19 protein-coding genes are annotated in these 26,055 nt (G+C 63.4%); 10 read left to right on the forward strand and 9 right to left on the reverse strand.

Annotated elements, in window-relative coordinates; genetic code table 11:
• The 5 genes from NOV72_RS12315 to NOV72_RS12335 form a co-directional block, all read right to left on the reverse strand.
• Positions 1–263, reverse strand: a 263-nt coding sequence (locus NOV72_RS12315) for a thiolase family protein (RefSeq protein ID WP_483862439.1), incomplete at its 3' end; no start/stop codon positions are given.
• A gap of 922 nt (positions 264–1,185) precedes the next feature.
• On the reverse strand, positions 1,186–3,516 hold the full coding sequence (locus NOV72_RS12320) for a cytochrome P450/oxidoreductase (RefSeq protein WP_106854881.1): 2,331 nt from the start codon (positions 3,514–3,516) through the stop codon (positions 1,186–1,188).
• 46 nt (positions 3,517–3,562) lie between these two features.
• Positions 3,563–6,988, reverse strand: coding sequence for an autotransporter outer membrane beta-barrel domain-containing protein (locus NOV72_RS12325; RefSeq protein WP_106854882.1), 3,426 nt, complete (start codon positions 6,986–6,988; stop codon positions 3,563–3,565).
• A 166-nt stretch (positions 6,989–7,154) separates the two neighbouring features.
• A complete protein-coding gene (locus NOV72_RS12330; RefSeq protein ID WP_106854883.1) occupies positions 7,155–8,318 on the reverse strand; it encodes a dienelactone hydrolase family protein in 1,164 nt (387 codons plus the stop codon).
• A 51-nt stretch (positions 8,319–8,369) separates the two neighbouring features.
• The gene (locus NOV72_RS12335; protein ID WP_106854884.1) at positions 8,370–9,713 is read right to left on the reverse strand and encodes an Nramp family divalent metal transporter; all 1,344 of its coding nucleotides are present in this window, start codon (positions 9,711–9,713) and stop codon (positions 8,370–8,372) included.
• 238 nt (positions 9,714–9,951) lie between these two features.
• Between NOV72_RS12335 and NOV72_RS12340 the strand changes: the two genes are divergently transcribed.
• From NOV72_RS12340 to rpoD, 5 genes are all read left to right on the forward strand, one after another.
• The gene (locus NOV72_RS12340; RefSeq protein WP_106854885.1) at positions 9,952–11,880 is read left to right on the forward strand and encodes a site-specific integrase; all 1,929 of its coding nucleotides are present in this window, start codon (positions 9,952–9,954) and stop codon (positions 11,878–11,880) included.
• A gap of 173 nt (positions 11,881–12,053) precedes the next feature.
• The gene (locus NOV72_RS12345) at positions 12,054–13,232 is read left to right on the forward strand and encodes a ParA family protein (RefSeq protein ID WP_106854886.1); all 1,179 of its coding nucleotides are present in this window, start codon (positions 12,054–12,056) and stop codon (positions 13,230–13,232) included.
• Positions 13,233–14,204, forward strand: coding sequence for a ParB/RepB/Spo0J family partition protein (locus NOV72_RS12350; protein WP_106854887.1), 972 nt, complete (start codon positions 13,233–13,235; stop codon positions 14,202–14,204). It begins immediately after the preceding gene.
• 304 nt (positions 14,205–14,508) lie between these two features.
• Positions 14,509–15,840: a replication protein O gene (locus NOV72_RS12360; RefSeq protein WP_106854889.1), complete on the forward strand. Its 1,332-nt coding sequence runs from the start codon at positions 14,509–14,511 to the stop codon at positions 15,838–15,840.
• Positions 15,841–16,111: 271 nt separating this feature from the next.
• On the forward strand, positions 16,112–18,118 hold the full coding sequence (gene rpoD / locus NOV72_RS12365) for an RNA polymerase sigma factor RpoD (protein ID WP_106854890.1): 2,007 nt from the start codon (positions 16,112–16,114) through the stop codon (positions 18,116–18,118).
• Between the two features lie 90 nt (positions 18,119–18,208).
• On the opposite strand, the gene NOV72_RS12370 is transcribed toward rpoD, so the two are convergent.
• From NOV72_RS12370 to NOV72_RS12375, 3 genes are all read right to left on the reverse strand, one after another.
• Positions 18,209–18,562 carry a hypothetical protein gene (locus NOV72_RS12370; protein ID WP_106855090.1) on the reverse strand — a complete coding sequence of 118 codons (354 nt, stop codon included), beginning with the start codon at positions 18,560–18,562 and terminating at the stop codon, positions 18,209–18,211.
• A 188-nt stretch (positions 18,563–18,750) separates the two neighbouring features.
• Positions 18,751–18,879 (reverse strand): hypothetical protein, encoded by a 129-nt coding sequence (locus tag NOV72_RS32990; RefSeq protein WP_281261809.1) that lies wholly within the window; start codon positions 18,877–18,879, stop codon positions 18,751–18,753.
• An 82-nt stretch (positions 18,880–18,961) separates the two neighbouring features.
• Entirely contained in the window at positions 18,962–19,666 is a 705-nt protein-coding gene (locus tag NOV72_RS12375) for a glutathione S-transferase N-terminal domain-containing protein (protein ID WP_106854891.1), read from the reverse strand.
• A 378-nt stretch (positions 19,667–20,044) separates the two neighbouring features.
• Here NOV72_RS12375 and NOV72_RS12380 point away from each other — a divergent pair, with 378 nt between their 5' ends.
• Together NOV72_RS12380 and NOV72_RS12385 are read left to right on the forward strand one after the other, a co-directional pair.
• On the forward strand, positions 20,045–20,548 hold the full coding sequence (locus NOV72_RS12380; protein ID WP_106854892.1) for a hypothetical protein: 504 nt from the start codon (positions 20,045–20,047) through the stop codon (positions 20,546–20,548).
• Between the two features lie 71 nt (positions 20,549–20,619).
• On the forward strand, positions 20,620–21,387 hold the full coding sequence (locus NOV72_RS12385; RefSeq protein ID WP_106855091.1) for an SDR family oxidoreductase: 768 nt from the start codon (positions 20,620–20,622) through the stop codon (positions 21,385–21,387).
• 7 nt (positions 21,388–21,394) lie between these two features.
• Here the strand turns inward: NOV72_RS12385 and NOV72_RS12390 are convergent, their stop codons facing one another.
• Positions 21,395–21,625, reverse strand: a complete 231-nt coding sequence (locus NOV72_RS12390) for a hypothetical protein (RefSeq protein WP_106854893.1) — start codon at positions 21,623–21,625, stop codon at positions 21,395–21,397.
• Positions 21,626–21,798: 173 nt separating this feature from the next.
• Between NOV72_RS12390 and NOV72_RS12395 the strand changes: the two genes are divergently transcribed.
• The 3 genes from NOV72_RS12395 to NOV72_RS12405 all read left to right on the forward strand — a co-directional run bounded on the left by NOV72_RS12395 (position 21,799) and on the right by NOV72_RS12405 (position 26,044).
• Positions 21,799–23,796, forward strand: coding sequence for a sigma-54-dependent Fis family transcriptional regulator (locus NOV72_RS12395; RefSeq protein WP_106854894.1), 1,998 nt, complete (start codon positions 21,799–21,801; stop codon positions 23,794–23,796).
• Between the two features lie 181 nt (positions 23,797–23,977).
• Complete coding sequence (locus tag NOV72_RS12400; RefSeq protein WP_106854895.1) at positions 23,978–25,027, forward strand: ATP-NAD kinase family protein; 1,050 nt, start codon at positions 23,978–23,980, stop codon at positions 25,025–25,027.
• Positions 25,028–25,045: 18 nt separating this feature from the next.
• Positions 25,046–26,044: a thiamine pyrophosphate-dependent dehydrogenase E1 component subunit alpha gene (locus NOV72_RS12405; RefSeq protein WP_106854896.1), complete on the forward strand. Its 999-nt coding sequence runs from the start codon at positions 25,046–25,048 to the stop codon at positions 26,042–26,044.
• Positions 26,045–26,055: the final 11 nt, after the last annotated feature.

The raw sequence follows: 26,055 nt of genomic DNA on the forward strand, positions 1-26,055 counted from the left end.
CAGACCTTGTTGATCGTCATGCCGGGCACCATGTCGGGCAAGCCGGCCTTGATGAGCGACTGGCGCGCCGGGTTCTGGCCCGAACCCGCCGCCAGCACCTGGCCCAGAATCACTTCGCTCACCTGATCCGGCTTCACGCCCGCGCGCTCCAGCACGGCTTTGATTACCGTCGCGCCCAGTTCCGCCGCCGCGATCTTCGCGAGCGAGCCGCCGAACTTGCCTACCGCCGTACGCGCGGCCGATACGATCACTACGTCAGTCATTTTCTATCCTCATCAAACAGCGAAACGTGAGCGGAATTTCCGCGCGCGTGAAATCCACACCACGCGGAAAAGCGTCCAGTTCGAATGGACGGGTGAGTTCGATGCGAAGAACTCGGGCAGATTGATGCGCAGCGTCGCGTGCGGAGCAATGTCCGACCGACCGATGCATGAGCGAGCGACTTCAAAAGGCGTCGCGCCGACTACGGAATGACCTCGCCCGTGAGACAAGGTTCGCTCCGCAGAAAAAATCCCGAACGGGATGCGGCAAACGTGCAGCCTGTTGCATGGCCCATTTAAATGGGCCTCTAATAAAATCTCTCAGGTTCAGCACCGGCCTTCTCTTTCACCTTGCCGCCGTAAATCGCGCGAGCGCGATTCATCCGCGCGAACTTTCGCGCAGTCTTGCAGCGGGCAGGTTGGAAGTTATCCGGTTTTGGGCGCTTGTGCGACGCACCAAATTAGTAATAATTCTAAACGGAAAATATGAGTAAAAAATTTCATATTGATAGGTATAAACCCTAAACCGGTTGAACAATTACCGACCTGATGTACGGTTTTTAGCAACATCGCTCGAACGCGCGTTCAATAATCATCCTATATGACAACGAAAATTGCGCAGGTTGTATGATGAATTGCCGCTCTCGGGTAAATACGTAGTGCAGTGGACCGACGCTTTAACGTGCCGCCTGTCGTCGATGCTAAAGCATTCGCGCCGGTTTATTTCTCATAAACGAATTAACTACTGCGTATAACAAACTCGTCTTTATCAGAAAGGAAATCCAGCTCTCTAACGCTGATATATGACGGCGTCATGAAAATATCAGCCGTTAATCGATTGCTCATTGCCGCGACATATTGCCGTCCATCAGCGGGAATATCGGCTTCGGCGGATAGCGAAATCCGCTCGAAGCCTCACGCATCGTCAAAGCGCTAAAACGATTTTTCCGCCCTTCGCGCGCGAGCAGCACGCCATCATCCGGTCGTTCGATTGCCGTTCGCCTTTCGTCAGCACCACGTCGCGATGATCGATCTCGCCGCCGAGCACCCGCACTTCACACGACCCGCACAGACCTTCTTCGCAGTCGCTCTGCACATCGACGTTCGCCCGTCTGAGCGTGGTGAGCAGCGTCTGATCGGCCGGGACGGTCAGCACGAGACCCGAATCCTTCAATTCGACCTCGAACGCGCGCTCGTGCTCCGGGTCGAGCGTGCCGAGCTTCGATTCGAAATGCTCGATCTTGAGCGCATCTTCGGGCCAGGTTGCGCTCGCCTCGCCGAGCGCATCGAGCATGCGCGCCGGGCCGCATGCGTAGACGAGCGTGTCTTCGTTCACCGCGAGCGTCGCAAAATCGTTGCGCGTGCCTTCGTCCGACACGTACTCGCGCAGGCGATCGCCGTGCAGCGCGCGCATCTCGTCGAGCAAGGCCATCGACGTGCGCGAGCGTCCGCTGTAATGCACCTCGTAGTCGAGGCCGAGCGTGCGCGCGCGCCGCGCCATCGCGCTGATCGGCGTGATGCCGATGCCGCCCGCGATCAGCACGAGTTTTTTCGCGCGCTCGTCGAGACGGAAATGATTGCGCGGGCCGCGGATGCGCCATTGCGCGCCGCGTTTCACGTTCTCGTGAACCCACGCCGAACCGCCGCGGCTTTCCGTCTCGCGCAGCACGGCGATTTCGAATGCGCCGGTGTCGCCCGGATCGCCGCACAGCGAATACTGGCGCGACAGCCCGGTTTCGCCGCAGACGACATCGATATGCGAGCCCGCCGTCCAGCGCGGCAGATCGCGGCCGTCCGCCGATACGAGCCGCACGCGCACGACGCGATCCGCGCAAGGCCGCACCGAATCGACGATCACCGCGCGGCTCACCGCATGCGACGACGGCTCGCCGATCCGCACCACCGCGCGCGGCTCGCGCACGGCCGGATTCGCGCGCTCGGGATTCATCGCCGGGTCCCATTCGACATAAAGATGCTCCGGCCCGCGAAACGACGTGTTCGGCACGTAGGTGAAACGCTGCTCGGCGAGCCGCATGTGCGGCATGCGGCGCGTGAGCTCGTCGAGGAAGACCTGCATCTCCATGCGCGCGAGGTTCTTGCCCATGCACTGATGCGCGCCGTAGCCGAACGTCAACTGATCGCTGGCGTTTTCGCGGCGGATGTCGAAGAGATCGGCATCGGCGAACTGATGTTGATCGTGATTCGCCGACGACGTGACGATCAACAGCTTCGATCCCGCGGGAATGTCGATGCCGCCGATCTTCACGTCCTTCGTCGCGAGCCGCCGCCACGCCGCGACCGATCCGTTATGACGCAAGCACTCCTCGACCGCGTTCGGAATCAGGCCCGGGTCTTCGCAGATGTCGCGCCAGGCCTGCGGATGCTGCAGCAGGAGCTTCAACGCATTCGCGGTCGCGTTCGCGGTCGTCTCGTGCGCGGCGACGATGCCCGCCATCATCATCGAATGCAGATACGAGTCGGTGACGACTCCGGGCAATTCCTTTTGCTTGCGGATGCCGTATTGCATCCAGCCGGGACCGGACGGGTCTTCGCGCATCTTGTCGAGCACCTTGCCCGCGAATTGCCAGAACTTGCCGACGGCGTGCGCGACTTCGACCTGTTCTTCGGGCTTGGGCCGCCCCCACGTGTTCACCGTGTGCGCGATCGAGTAGCGGCGCAGCGTGTCCATGTCCTCTTCGGGCACGCCGAGAAAATGCAGCGCGACGGTGAGCGGCACTTCCCAGAGCATCTGATCGACGAGATCGGCGCGTCCGTCGTCGATGAAGCGATCGACGTACTCGCGTGCGAGCGCGCGCACCATCGGTTCGTGATGCGCGAGCGCTTCGGGCGTGAACGGGTCCATCAACGCGCGGCGGCGCGGCATGTGCGCGGGCTCGTCCTCGTTGACGAGCGTGCGGTTGAGCGCGAAGCCGTAAGACGCGAGCACCGCGTTCGCTTCGGGACCGGTCGGCGTGATCTTCTCCAGAGCGATCGACGGACTGAACGTGAGGTTGTCGCGAAAGATCGCCTTGATGTCGTCGTAGCGCGTGACGACCCAGTAACCGAGCTTCGGGCTGAAGAACACCGGCTCCTGTTCGCGCGCCCAGCGCACGTATTCGGGCGGGTCTTGTTGATAGCCGTCGCCGAAAGGATCGAACTCGGCTGCGCGCGCGCTCACGGGACAGCCGTTCGGCGCGCGCGATTCTTCACGGAAGGGGCATTGGGGCGCGGAGTGCGCGCCGGCCACGTCGGTCATGCTCGTCTCCAGATGGTTTTTTTAGCGTGACCCTAGTATGACCGGCTTACCACTTCCAGCGCACGCCCAACCCTCCGCCAATCGAACTGCGATTCGAGCCACCGACGTTGGTCGAATAGGCGACGTTCGCGAACAGACTGCCGCGCGCGCTCACTTTCGCGACGATGCCCGCGCCGAATTGCACGGTCGTCGCGGAGACGCTCGTCGGGATGACGGTCGAGCCCGCGAAGGTCGCCGTGTCGGTCGCGCCGAAATAGCGCCACAGATTCGCGCGCAGATACGGCTCGAGCGTCGTGCCCGCTGCATCGACGTGGCCATAAAGCCGCACGCCGAGTCTGCCGATGAAACCGTTCGCCTCGTGGAAGGACACGGTCGAGATGCCGTCGTCGATGTCGTTCAGGCTTGCGTGTTGCCAGATGAGTTGCGCTTGCGGTTCGATCGCGAGCGCGGCGGAAAGCGGAACCGGCAGGCCCGCTTCGAACGATGCGGCGAACGCGCTGCCGTGCGTCGAGGCGCCGACGCCGCGGTTCGATTGCGGCTCGGCCGTGAGCGAACTCCCGAGCAGCACGGCGTCCGTGTACCAGCCGCCCGGGCCGATGTGCGTCCAGTAGAGCCCCGCGCTATACGCGTTGAGCGACAGATGGCCGGCGTCGGCGTTCGGAAAGCCGAGCGCGAAGCCGTTGACATCGCCGCTCGCGCGCGCGAAGCCGAGCAGGAAGCCGTAGTGATTGCGATGGCCGCCCGGCGTCGTGTCGGCGTAGATGTCGTGGCCGATCTGCACCCCGCCGATGCCGCCGCTGAATTCGGGATCGGCCGCGCCGCTGTTGTGCTGCGTCGCATGTCCACCCCAGACGCGCGCCCACGCTGCGGGGAGCATGCCATCTTCCGTCAACAGCGCTTGCTCGCCCTGTCGCTCGTGGAACGTGCCGATTTGCTGAACCGTCAGCTCGCGCGCCATTGGCGGCAGTTCGGCATAGACGGGCACTTCCATGCGATAGAGCGGAGTCGGCGCCGAGCCGGCCGGCGGTGGCGGTGGAAGCGGCGGCGTGCCGGCGGCGGCCATCGGCGTTGGCGCGGGCACGGGCGGGGTTGGCGGGTTCGTTGGCGGATTCGTTGGCGGATTCGTTGGCGGGTTCGTCGGTGGATTGGTTGGCGGATTCGTCGGCGGAGCCGGGGCAGGCGCGGGCGCAGGCGGTACGCTCGAACGCAGATACCAGTTGTCCGCCGTTCCCCCGCTGACGCCGCCTTTGAAGAGGTAGTACGCGTAAGCGCCCGCCTCCGCCGGATGCGCGAGCGTGAACGCGCCCGCCGACGTCGCCGCGCCGTTCGTCGATTGCACGACGAGAATGCCGTCGCCCGTCGTCAGCGCGCCCGCACCACCGACGTTCGTCACGCCGATCGATGTCGTTCCCGTGCCCGCGCCTTGCGCGATCACGAGTCTGTCGCTCGGCGAAGCGTCCGCGCCCAACGTGCTCTGCACGAGAAGCCGCCCGTCGTTGCCGGTGTAGTTGCCGCTCACGACGAACGCGTCGCTCGTGCCCGGGCCGCCATTGGTCAGATCGATCGTGCCCGCGTTGTTCAGCGCGACGAGCTGCCCGGCGATCGCCGGCTGTATCGACGTGCGTCCGATGCCGCCCGCGAAGATCGTGCTCGTCGCGTCGAGGTTGAGCGTGCCCGCGCCGGTCGCGGCATCGCCGAGCGTGAGTCCATTCGCGTCGAATGTAAGCTGCGTGCCGTTCGACGCGTTCACCGTCTCCCAATTGGAGAAACGCGCGAGCCCGTTGGTCTGCACGTTGTCGAACGTGAGCGAGTCCACGCCGGGACCGCCATCGAAAGCGGTCGTCGGAGCAAGCGCGCCCGCGTTCAGATTCCGGATCACGGCGGAGTCGTTGCCCGCGCCCAGCGAAACCGGCCCCGCGATCGTGCCGCCGCTCCACGTGAGCGTGTCGGCGCCGAACGTCGTCGCGACGCCCTGCCCGATCGATCCGCCCGTGATCGTCAGCGCGTTGTTGCCGCTGCCGAGATTCACACGCCCGCCAATCGTTCCGCCCGACAGATTGAACGTGTCGTCGCTCTGAGCGGAAGTCACATTGCCGTCGATCTGACCGCCCGACATCTCGTAGATGTTCGCGCCCACATTCAAGTCCACGTTGCCGATGCGCCCGTTCGTGATGCGCACGACATCGCCACTGACGATCGCGCCGACGATGCGCCCGCCCGACATCGTGAAGGTGTCGCGCCCATCGCCCTGATCGAGCGAATCGACCTGGCCCGCCGTCATCGTGAAGGCGTCGATGCCGTCGCCCTGGCGAATCTGACCCGTGACCGTGCCTCCGTTCATGTTGAACGTGTCGTTGCCGGTGTCGGTGCGCACCGCGACGCCCGCGCCTCCTGAAATCGCGCCCGTGTTGGTGACCGAGACACTGATCTTGCCGCTCGCAACGATGCCCTCGCCGCTCGTGCCGAGAATCGTGCCGCTATTGGTGATCGTTTCGGCGCCGCCCGCGACCGTCACGCCCGTCGCGCCCTGAATCGTCCCGGCGTTGTCGAGCGTGCCGCCGCCGTTCGCGATGATGCCGCTCGCGCTCTGGCTCACGATGTTCCCGCCCGTCGTGTTCGTGATCGCGGCGCGGCTGGCGACGAACATGCCCAATCCGCCCGCGCCATGCGCGACGATCGATCCCGTGTTGCTGATCGCGCCGGTCGTGGCGTCGAGCGAAACAATGCCGTGTGCGTTGAGGCCCGACACGTCGATCGTGCCGTTGTTCGTCAGCACGTTCTGGCCGACGCCGCCTACGATGCCGCCGTCGGCGAACATCGCGTGGGCCGACGCGCCGGTCGTCGTGATCGAGCCATTGTTGATGACCGTGTCGCCGCCGGTGTTCGCGCCCATGCCGACCGACCCCGAACCGCTCGTGACGAGCGAGCCGTTGTTGATCAACGTGCCGCCGCCCGGACTCGCGAAGTCGTTCATGGCCGCGGCGTTCGCTCCGGTCGTCGTGAGCGTGCCGCCGGTTTCGTTGCGCATCATGACGGCCGCTCCGCGGTTCAACATCGCTTCCGAACTGGCGCCGGCGGTGAACACGGCGCCCCGGTTCACGAGCGTGTTGTGTCCGGACGCGGAGCCTTGGGAACTCATGCCGTCGAAATCGTTGCCGCTCACGCGCAGCGTGCCGGCATTCGTAACGATGCTGGCGTCGCGAACCAAAACCACGTTGTTGTCGATAACGTCGATTTCCGTTCCGGGCAGCACATTGATCGTGACGTTGACGCTGCCCGGCACCGCGATGATCGGCAAAGTGGACGGATTCGGCGGGCGCGTATCGCATGTGACCGTCTCGCCGGACTGCGGGGCGTTGTTGTCACATGCGCCGAGCACGGGCAGCGCGCGAAAGATATACGAGACACCGAGCGCAAGCGAGATCGCGTGCGCGCGCGGCCTCGATCGAACTGGAATCGACGAGCGACGCATGAGTTCTCCGACCTCGCGGACGTTTTCGATTTACTCAGCAGTCCAGCGCATCGTTGCATCGTTGCATCGATGCGCGCGTCGCCGGTTTCCGCCTGCAATGCTATGGACAGGGTAGTGCACGCGATGGCTTACGCAAAGCGCGCACGATGGTGCGCCGCGCCGCAAGTCACACAGGCTTGCCCTCGCTCGACGCCCAGTTGGGCATCAACTGATTGCTCGGCAGCGTCTCGTCGATGAGCTTTTCCGCGGTCTGCCGTCCCGCGACGGGCAGGCCTCGCGGATCGAGCGCGCCGATCTGCACCAGCACCGAAGCCTGATCCCAATAGATGTGTTCGTTGTATAGCTTGTCGCCGCGAAAGCGGATCACGGCGAGCATCGGGACTTCGAAGTATTTTCCCGTCGGCGCGAGTCCGGGCAGCAGCCAGTCGATTTCGCGATCGTGCGTCGCACAGAACACGAACTCGTCGACGACACGGTCCGCGCCGATCGTGCGCGACACCGGTATCAGTTTCGTGTCGGCCGGATTCGAGTGGACGAAGTGATACTTATAGAAACGCTTCAATTGATCGTGACCGACGCCGCCGGTCATCGTCGGAACGTGGTTCACGTAGGGTTCGGCGACCATCGTCGGCATGACGGCGTCGACGTCGCGCGTGCCGAATTCGAAATAGCAGTGCTGCTCCCACAGCAGATTCAGATCGAAGAGCGGGCCGAGCACCTTGCGCAGCATCGACAGCGTGCGCGAATAGGCCATCAGCGCGGCCGGTTTGTCGTAGCGTTCGCTGCCGGAAACGACGAAGCCCGCCGATGTGCCCGGATACACGTATCGCTCGATGTGCGGCCGGCCCGCAAGCGCGGCCTCGACTTCGCGCGAATCGTGCGCGCCGTGTTCGGCGAAGTGGAAGACCATCGGGCAGCGGATCGTCGGGATATCGGCGAGGCAGGCGGCGAAGTCGTCGGCGTAGTAGCAGGCGGCGCAATCGACGTCGGCCTGCGCGGCGATGCGAGTCGCGAATCGCCCGCCGCGCCCGAATCCGACGACGCCGACCTTGCCCGCATGGCGCGGCAACGCGCGAAGGCTATCGACGAGCGCCGCGAAGTTTTCGGCCGCGATGCCGCCGGGCCGCGCATCATGCTCGGGAAGTTGCGGCGCAAGCACGACGTAACCTTCTTCGGCGTAGAGATCGGCCGTGTGGCGAACGAAGTCGTCGAGACCCGCCGTGTCGTGCAACAGCACGATGCCCGGTCCCGAACCCTTCGCGGGCTGCGCCATGTAGGCGGGAATGGTCGTGCCGTCGCGCAGGGTGATGTCGATGAACGCGCCGCTCATTGTCCGTGTCTCCTTATATATAGAGCGTGTTTGCCCGCGCGCGCTTCGCGGCTACGGGAGCAACGTGTCGGCAAGCAGCTTGACGTTGAGCACGACGATCACGCTCGCGATCAGCCACGCCAGCCCGCTCGTCCAGCGCGAAACGGCGAAGACGCCCATCTTGCGCCGGTCCGACACGAAACGCACCAGTGGAATCACGGCGAACGGCAATTGCATCGACAGAATCACCTGACTGAGCACGAGCAACTGGCCCGTGCCCTTTTCGCCGTAGATCGCCGTGACGACGATCACGGGAACGATAGCGATCGCGCGCGTGATGAGACGCCGCGCCCAGTTCGGGATGCGCAAGCGCAGGAACCCTTCCATCACGATCTGGCCGGCGAGTGTCGCGGTGACGGTCGAGTTCAGGCCCGACGCGAGCAGTGCGACCGCGAAGAGCGTCGATGCGATGCCCAGTCCAAGCAATGGCGACAGCAAGTGAAACGCGTCGCCGATTTCCGCGACCTCCTCGTGGCCGCTCGCGTGAAACACGGCGGCGGCGACGATCAGAATCGCGGCGTTGATGAAAAGCGCGAGCGTCAGCGCGATGGTGCTGTCGACGGTCGCCCAGCGGATCGCGGCGCGCCGGGCCCGGACCGACTTGCCATATGCACGCGTCTGCACGATCGACGAATGCAGATAAAGGTTGTGCGGCATGACCGTCGCGCCGATGATGCCGATCGCCACGTAGAGCATTTCGCGATCCGCGACGATGCGCGGCGAAGGAATGAAACCGCGCAGGACATCGGCGAGTGGCGGCGCGGCGGCGGCGATCTGCAACGCGAAGCAACTCGCGATCACGACCAGCAGCGCGATGACGAACGCTTCCAGCAGGCGAAAGCCTTTGTTGATCAGCAGCAGCAAAAGAAAGGCATCGAGCGCGGTCAGCAATGCGCCCGCGATCAGCGGAATGCCGAAGAGCAGTTGCAGCGCGATGGCGGTGCCGATCACTTCGGCCAGATCGCACGCGACGATCGCCGCCTCGCACGCCAACCACAGCATGAAGTTCACCGGCTTCGAATAGTGATCGCGACACGCTTGCGCGAGATCGCGTCCGGTCGCGACGCCCAGGCGGACCGCGAGCGCCTGCAGCAGAATCGCCATCAGATTCGACAGGAGGATGACCGTCAGCAGCGTGTAACCGAAGCGCGACCCGCCGGCGATGTCGGTCGCCCAGTTGCCCGGGTCCATGTAGCCGACGGAGATCATGTAGCCCGGACCGGCGAACGCGAGGAAGCGGCGAATCCATTTGCCGCCGGCCGGAACGTGAACTGTCGCGTACACCTCCGGCAGACTCGGGCGGAACGCGTCGTCCTGCTCGGGCGGTTTCGGGGTGGGACGGACAGGATCAAGCATCGGCTCGTTTCTCCTGCGCATATCGGCGGTGGATGTCTTGAAAATATGCGCCGCGCCGGATGAACATTCAAGCGCGCCGGACCGGAATGTCGCGCATTGAGTCCTGATGCTGATAATTCGACTTATCAGATGTGGCGATTTTCCTTGTCAAATTCAGAACTGGTTGATAACCTCGCGCCAACTGACTGAAAAGAAAGCAGAAATGGCTGGCAATACGGCACGCTCCGGACGGAGTTCGATGCAAGGCACGGTGGACAACGGTCACTTGCGCGCGCCGAGCCGGCTCACGCGCCAGCACTTCGCGCTGTATCGCGGTTATCTCGATGGCGTGTCGGAGACGCAGTTGCACGCATCGTACGGCGATGCCAGCACCGACGTCCGCACCACGCGACGGCTGATCACCGCCCTGCGCGACACGCTCTCCGTTCTCGCCCGGCGCGCGCAGGATACGGAAGCCGCGCACTTGCTGCGGCTTCGTCCGGGAAGTATTCCGCTGTTCGAGCCGCAGCCCGCCGCTGCGGCCGCCACGCTGGAGGCGTTCCGGGAGAAGATCGATCCGGACGGCGTTTACGGCGAATCCGAGTTGCTTGCGCTGTACGAGGAAGCCTATCCGCCGGACGCCTCCCCTGCCCTGGACCGGCGCGCCGCGCGAAACGCGCGGTTGCGGCGCCGGCAGGCGGATGCGCTCGCGCGCATGGAGGCATCGCTCGCGCAGGATCCGAGTCCGGATCATCCTGTCGACGGCTGGTTCGAGCCCGCAGTCACGGCGCGGCTCACGGCGGCCGGGCTCGCGACCCTCGCGGATGTGATCGAGCTCATCGAACGCCGACGGCATCGCTGGTACACGGCGGTGCCACGGCTCGGTCCGAAAGGCGCGCAACGGGTGGTCGACTGGCTTCAGCTTCATGCTCAGGCGCTTCGGCACACGCTTTCACCGGTCGCGCTCGTTCCGCGCCGGCAGTGGCAAATGGACGATGTGGCGTCCACGCAACCCACGGAACACGACGCGGTCGCGATTGCGCCGATCGAGGCGCTGCGTGTTCCGGCGGCGCTCGACGGATCGAAAGGCACGAATCGCGCGAGCACAGGCGCGCCGTTCGACACCGATATTCGCGCGATTTTTGCCTGGCTCGACGCCCGATCGGGCAGCGTACACACGCGGCGTGCGTATCGGCGCGAAGCCGAGCGCTTGCTGCTGTGGGCTTTGGTGGAAAAGGGCAAACCATTGTCGTCGCTGGATGGCGGCGAATGCGGCGAATACATCGACACGTTCTTGGCGGATCCGCAACCAGCCGTTCGATGGATCGCCGCGCAACGGGGCGAGCGATGTTTCGCCGGCTGGCGCCCTTTCGCCGGCCCGCTTTCGGACCGCAGCCGCGAAACGGCGCGCTCAATATTGAGCGCGTTTTGCGAATGGCTCGTCGGCGAGGGTTATCTGGCGGTCAATCCGCTTGCCGGGTTCGCTCGCGTCGCGACGCCGCCCGTATTCGAATCGGCCGTGCGCACGCTCGACCTGGCGCAGTGGACGTGCGTGCTGCAGTCGGTCGAGCGTGCCGAGTATTCCTTTTCGGAGCACCGCGACAGATTGGCGCTGCTTCTCGCCTACGCGACCGGCCTGCGTCGCGCCGAACTTGCGGCCGCCACGACGGACGCGCTCAGCGTGGGGCGGCTGCCGGGCGTTGACGGCGCGGTCTGGCGTCTTTCCGTCGATCAGGGTCGCGGCGCGCCACGCACGGTGCTTTTGCCGCCGGTCGTGATCGAGGCGATAACGGAAAATCTCGCCATGCGCGGCCTGCAAAGTCCCCTGGATTGCGCGGAAGGCACGCCGATCATCGCTCAGGCGCGCGGCGGGCGCATTCTGACGGCCGACGGCATCGGGAAGATTTTCAAGAGCATTTTCTCGGATGCCGCGGCGTTCATGGAGTCGCGGGCGTCCGGAAGCGGCCTGCATTTGAAGCGCGCCAGCACGCACTGGCTGCGCCACACCCATTCGACACACGCCCTCGCCCACGGCGCCGAACTGCGCGAAATCAGCGCCGGCCTCGGGCACGCCGACCTCTCCACGACCGCGCTTTATCTCAGAAACGAGGATACGAGTCGTTTCCTCGGCGTCGAAAAGCTGATTCGCAGCGCATCGATGGCGCTGAAATCTTCGGATCCATCCTAATTTCGCGTTTACACAGGCGGGCGGCGTTGTAAAAATGCCCGGTGCAGGCACTCAAGTACTTCAGAGTTTACTTGAGGTTTACCGGTTCGCCGTTTATTCTTCGGTTTGCAGCTCGTTTTCCACCAACCGAAGAATTATTTGCTTACCCAGGCCCGCCAGTGACTGCGAATTCCATGCTAAGCGCTCGGCTTCCCGAAGTCGATCAATCCGTTTCGATCGAAACGCTCTTGGGAGTGGCCGCCCAAGCCACTGACATTCTCAATCAGATCCGCGACGCGATGTTGGAGCCGTATCCGCGAAAGAGCGCGCCGACGTTTACGAGCGCGCAGGTCGCGTCTTTGTGCGGCGTCGACAAGCAGCGGTTTCAGTACCTGACCACCAAGGGCGGTCTGCCCGCGGGGACATCGAAGGGCGCGGGCCGCAGCAAGGAGTTCACGCTCGAAGAGGCGCTGACCTGGATTCGCGCGACGAAGGAGCGCGCGCGCCGGCCGGAAGGCAAGCGCGGTCGAATCGTGACCGTCGCGAACTTCAAGGGCGGCGTCGCCAAAACGACGACCGCCGTGTCGGCCGCGCAAGCCTTGACGCTGCTCGGGCGCAGGGTGCTGGTCATCGACTGCGATCCGCAAGGCACAACGACGCAGTTGTGCGGATGGGCACCCGACGCCGAGATTTCGGACGATCAGACCCTTCTTCCGCTGGTGTACGGCGATCGTGAGACGCTGCACTATGCCGTGCAGGAAACGTACTGGCACAACCTGGATCTGATCCCGGCGTCGTCGTCACTCTTTGACGCCGAATTCGAGATTCCCGCCAAGGTTCTGAACGATAGCACGTTCGAATTCTGGGAAATCGTTCGCAAAGGCTTGATGCCGCTGGCGAACGAGTACGACGCAATCGTCATCGACACGCCACCGGCGCTCAGTTATCTGACGATCAACGCGTTGCTCGCGTCGGACGCGATCTTGCTGCCCTGCCCGCCCGAAGCGCTCGACTTCGCGAGCTCGACACAGTTCTGGCACCTTTTCGCCGATATCGCGAAGAAGTTGCCTGGCGTGCTCGAGCAAAAGCGCTTCGATTTCGTGAACGTAATCATGACAAAGGCGAAGTCGGACGATGTATCGCGCGTTGTGCGCGGCTGGCTTCAGAAGGCCTACGGCGATCGTGTGCTGCCCTTCGAGATTCCGGAATCGACCGTACCGAAGGGCGCATCGGCGCAACTGTCGACGGTCTACGACCTGTCGAAGCCAGACGGCAGCACGGCCGCATACAACCGATTCAAAGAGCCGCTCGACCGACTCGCCGAGCATCTCGACGCGCAATTCGTTCGCGCGTGGAATCAGACGGAGGAATAAATGGGCATCGGGGACAGACTCCTCGCCAAGACAGCGAACATCGGCAGCAAGCCGACGGACGCGGCGCAATCACGTCCAGTCAATACGGAGCCGCGCACATCGCCCGGGCGGTTGATGGATGCTCAGCATCGCATCAACACCGCGCAGGCGCGGATCAAGGAACTCGAGTCGCAACTCGAGGAGCGAGCCGCGCTCGAAGTTCCGCTCGACGCGCTCGTTGAAGTGAATGGGCGGCGGCGAAAGCTCACCGCCGAGCAGTTTCAGGAACTGAAAAACAATCTTGCCCAGCACGCGCTTGCCACGCCAATTTTGGTGCGCGCGTTGCCGGACAGTCGCTATGAAATCGTCGCGGGACACAATCGCGTCGCCGCGTATAAAGAGCTCGGACGCTCGACGATTCGCGCGAACGTTGCGTCGATCGAGGAAGGCGAGATCGAGTTTGCGGCGTTCTTTTCGAACCTGCTTTCGCCGTCGCTGACGGATTTCGAGAAGTACTGGAACTTCAAGCGATTGCAGGAATTGAGCGGACTTTCACGCGCCGAGATTTCCGAGAGCGCAGGATTGAGCAAGAGCCACGTCACGCGAATTTTTTCATTCGACGCGTTACCGGAAGCGGCCAAGCTTGCGCTCGCTGAAAAGCCCGAGCGACTGGGAAGCAACGCAGCGCAGAAGCTCGCGGCACTGACTGAAGCGGGCAAGGCGGACAAGGTGGTGGAGGCAATTCGCCGCCTGATCGACGACGAAAATTTCACTCAAGACAAGGCTGTCGCGCTCGCAACGGAAAAGCCGCGCGTCGCTGCTCCCAGTGCCACAGTCGTTCGATCAGGACGCAGAAAGGTTTGCGAGGTTTCCACGAGAAATGGCGTGGTCGGCGTTCGTTTCTTTGAAAAGGATGCGACCGATGCGGCGCAGTGGGGACAACGAATAGCCGACTTCATCAATAGAACGCTGAGTGAGTCGGAAGAGGACTAAGGTTCTAGTAGGTTTTCTTTTGAAATCAACAACTTAATAAGTCGATTCGATTCAAGTCGGTTGAGCCTAGCAGAACCCCCTTAGAAATCAACGACTTGCAATAACATCAACGGCGAGGCCGCTATGTGACGAGCAAGCTGTAGAAAGACAAAAGCCTTCGGCGCCAACCGAAGGCTTTTGAATATCGGGCTTAATTGCATATCGCCCGTTCCGCTTCCCGACGCCAATCGGGTCACGAGTACACACATCTCGGAGTTTAGCGGAACGCGATAAGCAGTCAAGCGTTTGTCTTCCATTTTTCGAAATGGACGTACTTGATATGCGTATCGCGCAACTTTCCGTTGCAGGCGAGGTTATTTCTCGCCCTAAAGAATCTAATCCGGTGTCGGCGGTAGCTGACCAACTCGCTCTCGATGAGTACGCTTGCGATCGATCGAATCTTCCTTGGGTGATTTTTCGCGCAGCGCATCGCGCGACCCATACGACCGCCCTGCCCGCACGTGCGCGCGCCCTGCTCGCAGCGCTCGCTCGAACCGTCGATGCCTCCCGCCCATACGCGCCGATCTTTGCCCGGCGTGAACTGCTCACCGGACGCGCCCAGCAATCCATGCGCACGTTCTACCGCAGCATGGACGATCTCGAAAGCGCCGGCTTTATCACCCGCCCGCCGCAGACACGCTATGGCGCGGCTGGACTGTTCGGCCGCGCCTACATTCATCTGACGTCGAAAGCAGCCGTCTTGCTCGGACTTGTCGAATCCATAGACGAGTCCGACAAACGGACCGCCCCGACTTCGGAGGAGGTCGCCGGCACCGAAAGCACCGTTTCTTTGGCTCCGCCGTCTGCCACGGTGGCAGACCGCCCTATATATAAGGATCTATTCCCTACTACTCAAAAGAGACAACCAGGACGCCTTCCCGCGGACCTCACGCGTCTGCTGCCTCTGGGATTTCGTGAATTCCTGATCTTCAAGCTGATGCGCGAAGCAAAACTCCACGGAAAGCTCCTGTCCGATGTCGTTGAAGCCAGCTGGCATCATCTGCACCGCGCGACGCATCCGATTAGCTATCTCCGGACATTGCTTCGCGCCCCCGTCGACTTTGCCTATCGCGTACGAAGCCAGCGAGACGCGCAAGTCGAGGAGCGAAATCAGCGCACGCGTTCGAAACGCGTCGACACGGCGATCTCGGGTCTTGCCGGCCAATCCTTTGCCAGCCGCGACGGATTGCGACGCTATCGTGTTTCTGAGGATGCCCGCTCCGTTCTCGTTCATCATCGCCACGAGAATCAGCCGCGGGTACACGCTGGCGGGTGGGCACCAGATTTCCTTGCCGCGATCGAGGCAGGCCATATCGTGCCGTTCGACCACAAAGTCTCTGATGACGTCCACGGACATGCTCCACAACTCGCGTCAGAGCGTCCCGCCGAACTCGATCGTCGATCCGAGGCCCACCTCAACGATCTCAGAACGTTCCTACGCTTGAAGCAAGCTGGCGCCGCCCCATCTACGACACAGAGGGAAACGACGAAGCCGCCGGGTCAAAACCGCTCGGCCTCGTTTCCTTTGAGTTCGCTCTTACAGACGATATCGCGAGTGGCGTCATCGGCGAGGACGCGCGCGACCGAAACCGGATGAGCTTAGATCAGACAAATGACACGCCCTGAGCACAGTCGACAAGTTTTCAAATTAACTGCTGCGTCGCAACAAACGCTGATATACTCTAAGGTTGCGCCTTAATGGGCGATTGGAAAACGCAAGTACCGCGTCTGGATGCGGTTTGCGTGTTTTGCTCGATGCGATTTTCAGCAAGCCGTCCGTGGTCGAAGCTGTCATCGAAATCATGGCGAGCCGTTACGCTCGCTGCCGGGGATCTGTCGTCGCCGAGCAAACCTGTCGAGGAGAAAGTATGGCAAGTTTTGATCGGGAAGATTCGGAGCTGGATATCGTCGCGCCGGCGCGCAAGGCACCCGGCCGGCGGGCGAACAAAGGGAAGGGCCAGGCCGGCACGATACAGCCCGATGTCGCGATGACCGCGGAGCAGAATGAAGAGCGGCAACGTCAGATGCGCGCGCTCATCCAGTTGGGCAAGGAGCGCGGTTATCTCACGCACGCCGAGATCAACGACCATCTGCCGGACAACTTCGCTGAAACGGCGGCGATGGAAACCATCGTCAGCACGTTTCACGATATGGGTGTCGCGGTCTACGAGCAGGCGCCCGACGCCGAAACGCTGCTCTTGAGCGACGCCGCCCCGAGCGTGGTCACGGACGAGCAATCGGACGAAGAAGCGGAAAACGCGCTGTCGACCGTCGATTCCGAATTCGGCCGCACGACCGATCCCGTTCGCATGTACATGCGCGAAATGGGCGCGACCGAGCTGCTCACGCGCGCTGGCGAAATCGCCATTGCGAAGCGGATCGAAGACGGCTTGCACGAGATGATTCAGGCGATCGCGGCTTGCCCGTCGACCGTCGCGACCATTCTCGCGGATGCGGCGCAAGTCGAATCGGGCGAGCTGAAGATCGACGATCTGGTCGATGGCCTGAAGGAAGAAGACACGGCGGACGAAGACATTTCGACTCCCGATACGACCGATTCCGCCGAAATCGATACGGATTCCGACGATTCGGACAGCGACGACGATGACGACGACGATCTCGACGGCGGCGGCGATGCCGGCGCGTCGAACGAAGCGCGTCTGAAGCAACTGAAGGCCGACTGCCTCGAGATCTTCGCGCGCGTGCGCGAGTTGTCGGAACAGGCGAGCAGTACTAAGGGTTCCGGTGCGGTCGCGACGAAGGCTGTCGAAAAAACGCGCGCCGAAATCCAGCGCGAGCTCGGTTCGATTCGCTTCACGGCGAAGACCATCGATCGTCTGTGTGTCGACGTTCAGCAGCGCGTGGCGCAGGTGCGGGACATCGAGCGTCGCGTGTTGCAGATCGCCGTGGATCGTTGCGGCATGCCGCGCGAGAAGTTCGTCGAATCGTTCGTCGGTCACGAAACCGACCTCGAATGGACGACGCGCGCGGCGGCGGGCTCGAAGCAATACGGCGCGTCGCTCGAGCGCAGCCTGCCGGCGATTCAGTCCGAGCAGCAAAAGCTCATCGACATCGAAGGCACGGTCGAGATGCCGCTCAAGCAACTCAAGCAGATCAACCGCCAGATGACGGCTGCCGAGCTGAAGATGCGTCAGGCCAAGCGCGAGATGATCGAAGCGAATCTGCGTCTCGTCATTTCGATCGCGAAGAAGTATGTGAATCGCGGCATGCAGTTCCTGGACCTGATTCAGGAAGGCAATATCGGTCTGATGAAGGCGGTGGACAAGTTCGAATATCGTCGTGGCTGGAAGTTCTCGACGTATGCGACGTGGTGGGTTCGTCAGGCTGTGACGCGTTCGCTCGCCGATCAGGCGCGCACGATTCGCGTGCCGGTTCACATGATCGAAACGATCAACAAGCTGAACCGCATCTCGCGCGAGATTTTGCAGCAGACGGGCCAGGAAGCGCATCCGTCGGTGCTCGCCGAGCGCATGGAAATGCCGGAAGAGAAGATCCGCGGCATTCTCAAGATCGCGAAGCAGCCTGTGTCGCTGGAAACGCCGGTCGGTGAAGATGCCGACGCGACGCTCGGCGACATGATCGAAGACCAGGGCGCCGCGTCTCCGGCGGATGCCGCCGTGCACGCGAACATGCGCGCCGCGATCGACGATGCGCTCAACGCGCTGTCGCCGCGCGAGGCGAAGGTGTTGCGTATGCGCTTCGGTATCGACACGGCTTCGGACTACACGCTCGAAGAGCTGGGCAAGCAGTTCGACGTGACGCGCGAGCGTATTCGCCAGATCGAGAGCAAGGCGATGCGCAAGCTCATGCACCCGAGCCGCGCCGACAAGCTGCGTCCTTTCCTGGATCGCTGATCCTGCGAGGCGTCCGGACCCGTCCGGACGAACTCGAAAGCGCGTGCCGCCGATTCAGGCGGCACGCGCTTTTTTATTTCCGTGACGACATCAACCGTGCGCGGTGCCTTTGGGCATCTTCGCCGCCGCGCACACCTGCAGCGCGGCGATCGCTTTATCCGCGAGCGTGAGCGTTTCCTCGCAGGCGCGACGTTCGCGGAAGATCGAGCATCCGCCGCCCGCGTTGACGCGCGCCACGGCGTTGCGCACCTTGTCCAGCGCGGATTGCGGCGAACCAGTATCGCGGATGATCGAGGCGACATCGAACGCGCTGCCCGCGTCGGTTTCGACGTAGCCGGGGCATTGCGTTTGCGCGTGCGCCGCGACGCAGATCAATCCGAACGCGGCGACGGCGCAGCGAAGCGAAAGCGCGCGGGCAAAAAGAGAGCGGAAGAGGGCATCCATAGGCGTCACCAGCGTCAGATATCGCATCGAAAGAACGGGCACGTCCGGCGAATTCGTGTGGATATCCTGAGCATCGCCGGGCAAGTTCTTGATGTGAAACGCATTTCATCCGGCGAACGAAATTCGCGCGCTGCTTCGTTTCCCATTCTGAACCGGATCAAAAGTCGCGTCGACCGCGCACAAAATCGTTAAATCTGAAAGGTCCGGACAGTTTGTCCGAGTTCGCGCGCCTGCGCGTCCAGCGACAGCGCCGCGTCGTCGATGCCGCTGCCTTGCTCGCGTGGCGCCGTCGCGATCGCTCGATTCGACGTGCGCATTCACCTCCATGATGTCCCCGATTTGCGGCGCTGCTTTCCAACGAAAGGGACAGATGCCCGCACGCCGCACGGGCATTCGCGATCAGTCGCGCTTCGGGATTTCCAGGCCGCGTTTCACGGCAGGCCGCGCGAGGAAAGCTTCGAGCACGCGCTCGACGTTCGTGAACTCGTGAAAGTCGACGAGTTCGCGCGCTTCGTAAAAGCCGATCAGATTGCGCACCCACGGAAACAGCGAAATATCCGCGATGCTGTATTCGTCGCCCATGATCCATTCGCGGCCATCGAGCCGCTTGTCGAGCACGCCGAGCAGCCGCTTCGATTCCGCGACATAACGCGCGCGCGGCCGCTTGTCTTCGTATTCCTTGCCCGCGAACTTGTGGAAGAAGCCGACCTGCCCGAACATCGGGCCGACGCCGCCCATCTGGAACATCAGCCATTGCAGCGTTTCGTAGCGTTTCGCCACGTCGTCGGGCATCAACTGGCCGCTTTTCGCCGCGAGATACACCAGAATCGCGCCGGATTCGAACAGCGGCAACGGCTCGCCGTTCGGCCCGTCCGGATCGATGATCGCGGGAATCTTGTTGTTCGGATTGAGCGACAGAAACGCGTCCGACATCTGGTCGTTCTTGTCGAAGCGCACGAGATGCGGCTCGTAGGGCAGGCCGGTTTCTTCCAGCATGATCGAAACTTTCACGCCGTTGGGCGTCGGCAGCGAATAAAGCTGGATGCGCTCCGGATGCTGAGCGGGCCATTTCACGGTGATGGGAAAATCGGAGAGCGCGGTCATGTAAGGTCCGTTTCTAGTCGAACCGCGAATATAACCATTTCGCCGGAATCGTGTTCCGCACGGCCGCGATGCGCCGTGTCACGGAACGGACGCATCGGAAAGCAAGGATTGAGGGATCTCGAACAGACGTCGCCTGTCGAAGCGCAGAGTCTGTCATTACCTCGAATACAAAGACGATTGTAGGAATCGCTGAACGACACGAGGATTGCGCGTAGCGCCCCAGGTCAAGAAGTCAACCGACAAAGAACAAACCAAGCCCTTGCGGGAACAATGCAGCGCGTGCGCGGAGTGCGGGCCGGTTCGCTGGCTCGCTTATTGCATCGACGCGGATGCCCAAGCATCCGTGTCGGACTTTACGAACCGTTGGTTACCGCTGCCATGAAAACCGCTCCTCTCGCAACGCTCACCGCATTCGCTGCCGTGGTCGGGGGACTGCTGCCCAGCCTGTGCGATGCAACGCCTCTCGAAAGCCAGCTCGACTGCAAATCCAGTGCGCACCGATTCATTGCGCCGCTCGTCGCCGACAAGTCGATCGACGCGCGTCCCATGCGCGTCGAGGCCAACTCCGTGAACGCATTCAAGCCGACGCACGGCAGCGATCTCACCGCGTATGGCTTCCGCGTCTTCGCCGTGCTGGGCTACGAGCAGGGCGACGACATGTTCAAGCGCGGCAGCGGCCAGCCGATCAACGATTCCGCGTACGGCGTCGTGGTGCTCGCGGCGTCGGAAACGGTGGAAGCGAAGGTGCGCGAATCGGGCAGCACGGCCGTCGTCAAACAGGTCGTGCCGATGGTGATGACCGCCGTCTTTTGCGATGGCAGCGGCGCACACAACACGACGACGGCGGGCGCCGTCACGACGGAAGCATCGCGTAACCGCTGATTCATCGTCGATAATGTTCTCCCGATTCGCGCGCGCAGGTGTCGCGCGCCCAACAACAGGAGAACGCCGACATGTCCGACGCAGCCAACCAGTCTCAACGAATCGCCATCGTCACCGGAGCGGGCAGCGGCATCGGGCGTGCGGCGGCGCTCGCGCTGCTTCATGACGGCTGGTCGGTCGTGCTGGCGGGAAGGCGTCCCGCGCCGCTCGACGCGGTGATCGGCGAATCGAACGCCGGCGGCCGCGCGCTCGCCGTGCCGACCGATGTCTCCGATCCGCAATCGGTCGAAAAACTCTTCAAGGCGGCGGTCGAGCGCTTCGGCCGCGTCGATCTGCTGTTCAACAACGCAGGCGTTTCGAATCCGCCCGGACCGTTCGAGGACTGGACGCCCGAGCAATGGCGCAATGTCGTCGACGTCAATCTGAACGGCATGTTCTTTTGCCTGCAACAGGCGTTCCGCACGATGAAGGCGCAAACGCCGATGGGCGGCCGCATCATCAACAACGGCTCCATTTCCGCGAGCGCGCCGCGCCCGAATTCGGCGGCCTACACCGCGACGAAGCACGCGGTGCAGGGCCTGACGAAAACCGCATCGCTCGATGGCCGCAAGTACGACATCGCGGTCGGACAGATCGACATCGGCAATGCGTTCACCGAGCTGTCCGAGCGCATGTCGCGCGGCGTGCCGCAGGCGAACGGCGAGATCGCCGTCGAACCGATGATGGACGTGAAGATCGTCGGCCAGTCGGTGCTGTACATGGCGAATCTGCCGCTCGAAGCGAACGTGCTGTTCCACACCGTGATGGCGACCAAGATGCCGTTCGTCGGACGCGGTTGAGCGCTTTCTACGCAGTCCGATACCAGACGCGTATGCCCGAATACCAGTGGCTGACGCTGGTATCGTCGCCGGCGCCGAACGTCGAGAGACTCTCGACGTTCAGCACGTCGATATCCTTCTCCGCGATCCACCGGTTCGCGCGCTCGACGAGCGCCGCGCCGTTCTCGTACACGTTGCCCTTGATGATGTGATGCTGCAGGACCTGTCGCTCGAAGTCTTCGTAAGCGATCTTTGCCATCCGTTGTCTCCTGTGTTTTCGTTTTGATGCGCCGGGGAATCGGCGCGCGTTCATGTTGCGGCGCAGCGCTATCGCCGCATGACGCGTTCTGCCGATTCGAGCATCATATGGCCTGACACACGCTCGTGCGAATCGGTTTATCCCGCGTTCGCGCGCGAGACAAGGAGAGCACGATGGACATGCGGCAACGCGAGCACATCGAGGCAGTCGTCGCGGCGACGACGCGGGCGGAACCGGTCGTGTCCGCGCCCGCGCCGCTGCGCACGCACGAAAGCATCATCCAGTCTTCGTGGCGGCGTTGCGTGCATCAATACGGGCTCGATCCGTCGCGCATGCAGGAAGCGCGCATCCTGCCGCAGACGCGCCTGCGCGAGCATCAGCAGCGCATCGACGATTTCGCGCGCATCGCCCGTCACGGTCTCGAAACGCTCTACGAGCAGGTCGCAGGCATGGGCTACGTCGTGCTGCTGACCGATGCGCTCGGCGTGACCGTCGATTACATCGGAGATTCGAACACGGACTTCGCGCTGCGCCGCGCGGGTCTCTATCTCGGCGCGCAATGGAGCGAAGCCGGCGCCGGCACGTGCGCGGTCGGCACCGCGCTCACGACGGGCCAGGCGCTCACCGTGCATCAGGTCGATCACTTCGACGCGACGCATATTCCGCTGACCTGCACCGCCGCGCCGCTTTACGATTCGCGCGGCGCGCTTGCCGCGATTCTCGACATTTCCGCGCTCACGTCGCCGCAAGCGCGCGACAGCCAGAATCTCGCGCTGCAGCTCGTGCGCATCTACGCGGGACACATCGAGAACGCGAATTTCCTGCGCACGCATCGGCAGGACTGGATTTTGAAGCTGAACGCGTCGCCGGAATTCGTCGATGTCGATCCCGAATATCTGATCGCGCTCGACGCGAGCGGGCGCATCGTCGGACACAATCGCCGCGCACACACGATGCTCGCGGCAGAAATCGGCCGGCCGATCGCGCCCGGCGCGGTTGCAGCCGGAGCGGCGGCGTCGCTGATCGGCGTGCCGTTCGATACGCTCTTCGATACGCGCATTGAAGAACTGGGCCGCTTCGTGTACTCGCGGCCGAGCGAATTGCGCGCGGTGCCGCTCGCGAAATCGGGCGCGCTGCTCTACCTGAGCGTGATGCCGCCCGCGCCGTGCTTCACGCCGGCTGCGAACGCGGCTTTGCCACGCAACGTCGAAGTGCCTGCGCCGCTGGCCGCGCTGAGCGGCGGCGATGCCGCGCTCACGCGTCAACTGGAACGCGCCGCGAAGCTCGCCGATTCGCCGATCAACCTGCTCGTCAACGGCGAAACCGGCAGCGGCAAGGAGTTCTTCGCGAAGGCGCTGCATGGCGCGAGCGCGCGTCGCGCGGGGCCGTTCGTCGCGGTGAATTGCGCGGCGATTCCGGAGACGCTCATCGAAAGCGAATTGTTCGGGCATCTGCCGAACAGCTTCTCGGGCGCGGGCGCGAAGGGCAAGCGCGGACTCATTCAGGAAGCCGACGGCGGCACGCTCTTTCTCGATGAAATCGGCGACATGCCGCGCGAACTGCAATCGCGTCTGCTGCGCGTGCTGGCCGAAGGCGAAGTGCTCGCGATCGGCGCGTCGCGGCCCGTATCGGTCGATGTGCGCGTGATTTCCGCGACGCATCATTCGCTCGACGCGCTCATGCAGGACGGACGTTTCCGCGAAGACCTGTACTACCGTCTGAACGGCGCGCGCTTCACGCTGCCGCCGCTGCGCGAACGAAGCGATCTCGACTGGCTCGTCGACAAATTTCTCGAAGGCGCGGTTTCGCTGACGCCGGCGGCGCGCGAGCGGTTGCATCGGCATGAATGGCCGGGAAATCTGCGCGAGCTCAGCAACGTGCTGCGTTATGCGCGCGCGGTGTGCTCGAACGGTCTGATCGATGTCGACGACCTGCCGGAAGGCTTCGCGGGCGCGCCCGCGCCGGTCGAGCCGCCGCGGCGTGTCATCGAGGATTTCGATCCGCATCGCCTGCCGCCCGAAGGGATGCTGCTGATGCAGTATCTGCGCGCCGCGAGCTGGAATCTGAGCGCGGTCGCGCGGCAGATCGGCGTGAGCCGCATGACGTTGTATCGGCGCATGGCGCGCTATGGCATCCGCTCGCCGAATCAGCGCGACGCGAACGGGCACTGAACGCCGATACGCCTGTACGCCCGCCGATACACCTGCCGCTGTGACACCTGTCACGGCTGCGCCCCGTACACCCTCGGAATCGCCCGTTTTTCGCGGGTTATCCCTCGCTTTTTCGCGCTCGTTCGACTGGCATAGCGCTTGCCTTTATCCGCCGCACAAAACACAAAACGGAGACACTGGCATGCGTGAAAGCGCGGCGCCGCTCGTCGGCATCATCGCCAATCCTGTTTCGGCGCGCGATATCCGGCGCGTCATCGCGAACGCGAACAGCCTGCAGCTCGCGGACCGCGTGAATATCGTGTTGCGGCTGCTTTCGTCGCTGGCGTCGTGCGGCGTCGGACGCGTGTTGATGATGCCGGACCGCGAAGGCCTGAAGGTCATGCTGGAGCGGCATCTCGCGCGCAAGCACGGTCCGGATGCCGGGCTCGCCAAAGTCGAATTCCTCGACATGCCCGTGACCGCGCGTGTCGACGACACCTTCCGCGCCGCACGCACGATGCGCGAAGCCGGCGTCGATGCGCTCATCGTGCTCGGCGGCGACGGCACGCATCGCGCGGTCGTGCGCGAGTGCGGGCAAGTGCCGATCGCGGGTCTTTCGACGGGCACGAACAACGCCTATCCGGAAATGCGCGAGCCGACCATCTCGGGCCTCGCGGCGGGACTCTACGCGACGGGCCGCGTGCCGCCGAACGAAGCGCTCGCGTCGAACAAGCGGCTCGACATCGAGATACGCGATCCGAACGGCAACGTGCGCCGCGACATTGCGCTCGTCGATGCCGTCATCTCGCACGAGCATTTCATCGGCGCGCGGGCGCTGTGGAAGATCGACACGCTCGCCGCCGTCTACGTTTCTTATGCCGATCCGCAGGCGATCGGCATGTCGGCGATCGCGGGTCTGCTCGAACCGCTCGGGCGTCACGATCCGGGCGGCGTCGCGATCGAGCTCGCCGCGCGCGGGCAGGGCGAATTCGATCTGCACGCGCCGATCGCGCCGGGCCTCGTCGAAGCCGTGCCGATCGCGAACTGGACGCGCTTGTCCGATGGCGTGCCGCATCGCGTGAAGCAGCGCTCGGGCATCGTCGCGCTCGACGGCGAACGCGAGCTCGCCTTCGGCCCGGCCGATGAAGTCACGATCACGCTGAAGGAAAACGCCTTTCGCAGTATCGACGTGGCCGCGTGCATGCGTTACGCGGCCACGTCCGGGCTGATGCGTCGGCTCGAGCTTCGCTAATCCACCAAGGAGACAACCATGACAGCGTCGCAACAGCATGCGGGCGGCTTGCCGCTCTCTAAGGAAGAACTGCTGGGCGCGTATCGCAAGATGCGCACGATTCGCGATTTCGAGGAGCGCCTGCACGTCGATTTCGGACGCGGCGACATTCCCGGCTTCGTGCACCTGTACGCGGGCGAGGAAGCGGCGGGCGTCGGCATCATGACGCATCTGAACGATGGCGACCGCATCGCGAGCACGCATCGCGGACACGGACATTGCATCGCGAAGGGCGTCGATCCGGTCGCGATGATGAAGGAGATCTACGGCAAGAAAGGCGGCTCGTGCAACGGCAAGGGCGGCTCGATGCATATCGCCGATTTGTCGAAAGGGATGATGGGCGCGAACGGCATTCTCGGCGCGGGCGCTCCGCTGATTTGCGGCGCGGCGCTCGCGGCGAAGTTTCGCGGCAAGGGCGAAGTGGGCATCACGTTCGCGGGCGACGGCGCGTCGAACCAGGGCACGTTCCTCGAAAGCCTGAATCTCGCGGCCGTGTGGAATCTGCCGGTGATCTTCGTGATCGAGAACAACGGCTATGCGGAATCGACGGCGCGCGATTACGGCACGGCGGTCGACAGCTATGTCGATCGCGCGGCGGGCTTCGGCATTCCGGGCGTGACCGTCGACGGCACCGATTTCTTCGCGGTCCACGAGGCGGCGGGCGAAGTCATCAAGCGCGCGCGGGAAGGCGGCGGTCCGGCGCTGCTCGAATGCAAGATGATCCGCTTCTACGGCCACTTCGAAGGCGATGCGCAGACCTATCGCGCACCGGGCGAACTCGACGATATCCGCTCGAACAAGGATTGCCTGAAAAAGTTCGCGGCCGCCGTCACGCAAGCCGACGTGATTTCCCCGGCGGAACTCGACGCGATCGACAAGGAAGTCGCCGCGCTGATCGACCGCGCGGTGCAGGAAGCGAAGGACGCACCCTTGCCGACCGCCGCCGATCTGCTCACCGATGTCTACGTCAAATATTGAAACGAGGAGAC

The organism is Caballeronia novacaledonica (assembly GCF_900258035.1).
Classification (GTDB): domain Bacteria; phylum Pseudomonadota; class Gammaproteobacteria; order Burkholderiales; family Burkholderiaceae; genus Caballeronia; species Caballeronia novacaledonica.

Coding starts and splice junctions, on each gene's coding strand:
- NOV72_RS12320 (WP_106854881.1), bottom strand. CDS start 3,516: ATGACCGACGTGGCCGGCGCGCACTCCGCGCCCCAATGCCCCTTCCGT.
- NOV72_RS12325 (WP_106854882.1), bottom strand. CDS start 6,988: ATGCGTCGCTCGTCGATTCCAGTTCGATCGAGGCCGCGCGCGCACGCG.
- NOV72_RS12330 (WP_106854883.1), bottom strand. CDS start 8,318: ATGAGCGGCGCGTTCATCGACATCACCCTGCGCGACGGCACGACCATT.
- NOV72_RS12335 (WP_106854884.1), bottom strand. CDS start 9,713: ATGCTTGATCCTGTCCGTCCCACCCCGAAACCGCCCGAGCAGGACGAC.
- NOV72_RS12340 (WP_106854885.1), top strand. CDS start 9,952: ATGCAAGGCACGGTGGACAACGGTCACTTGCGCGCGCCGAGCCGGCTC.
- NOV72_RS12345 (WP_106854886.1), top strand. CDS start 12,054: ATGCTAAGCGCTCGGCTTCCCGAAGTCGATCAATCCGTTTCGATCGAA.
- NOV72_RS12350 (WP_106854887.1), top strand. CDS start 13,233: ATGGGCATCGGGGACAGACTCCTCGCCAAGACAGCGAACATCGGCAGC.
- NOV72_RS12360 (WP_106854889.1), top strand. CDS start 14,509: ATGGACGTACTTGATATGCGTATCGCGCAACTTTCCGTTGCAGGCGAG.
- rpoD (WP_106854890.1), top strand. CDS start 16,112: ATGGCAAGTTTTGATCGGGAAGATTCGGAGCTGGATATCGTCGCGCCG.
- NOV72_RS12370 (WP_106855090.1), bottom strand. CDS start 18,562: ATGGATGCCCTCTTCCGCTCTCTTTTTGCCCGCGCGCTTTCGCTTCGC.
- NOV72_RS32990 (WP_281261809.1), bottom strand. CDS start 18,879: ATGCGCACGTCGAATCGAGCGATCGCGACGGCGCCACGCGAGCAAGGC.
- NOV72_RS12375 (WP_106854891.1), bottom strand. CDS start 19,666: ATGACCGCGCTCTCCGATTTTCCCATCACCGTGAAATGGCCCGCTCAG.
- NOV72_RS12380 (WP_106854892.1), top strand. CDS start 20,045: ATGAAAACCGCTCCTCTCGCAACGCTCACCGCATTCGCTGCCGTGGTC.
- NOV72_RS12385 (WP_106855091.1), top strand. CDS start 20,620: ATGTCCGACGCAGCCAACCAGTCTCAACGAATCGCCATCGTCACCGGA.
- NOV72_RS12390 (WP_106854893.1), bottom strand. CDS start 21,625: ATGGCAAAGATCGCTTACGAAGACTTCGAGCGACAGGTCCTGCAGCAT.
- NOV72_RS12395 (WP_106854894.1), top strand. CDS start 21,799: ATGGACATGCGGCAACGCGAGCACATCGAGGCAGTCGTCGCGGCGACG.
- NOV72_RS12400 (WP_106854895.1), top strand. CDS start 23,978: ATGCGTGAAAGCGCGGCGCCGCTCGTCGGCATCATCGCCAATCCTGTT.
- NOV72_RS12405 (WP_106854896.1), top strand. CDS start 25,046: ATGACAGCGTCGCAACAGCATGCGGGCGGCTTGCCGCTCTCTAAGGAA.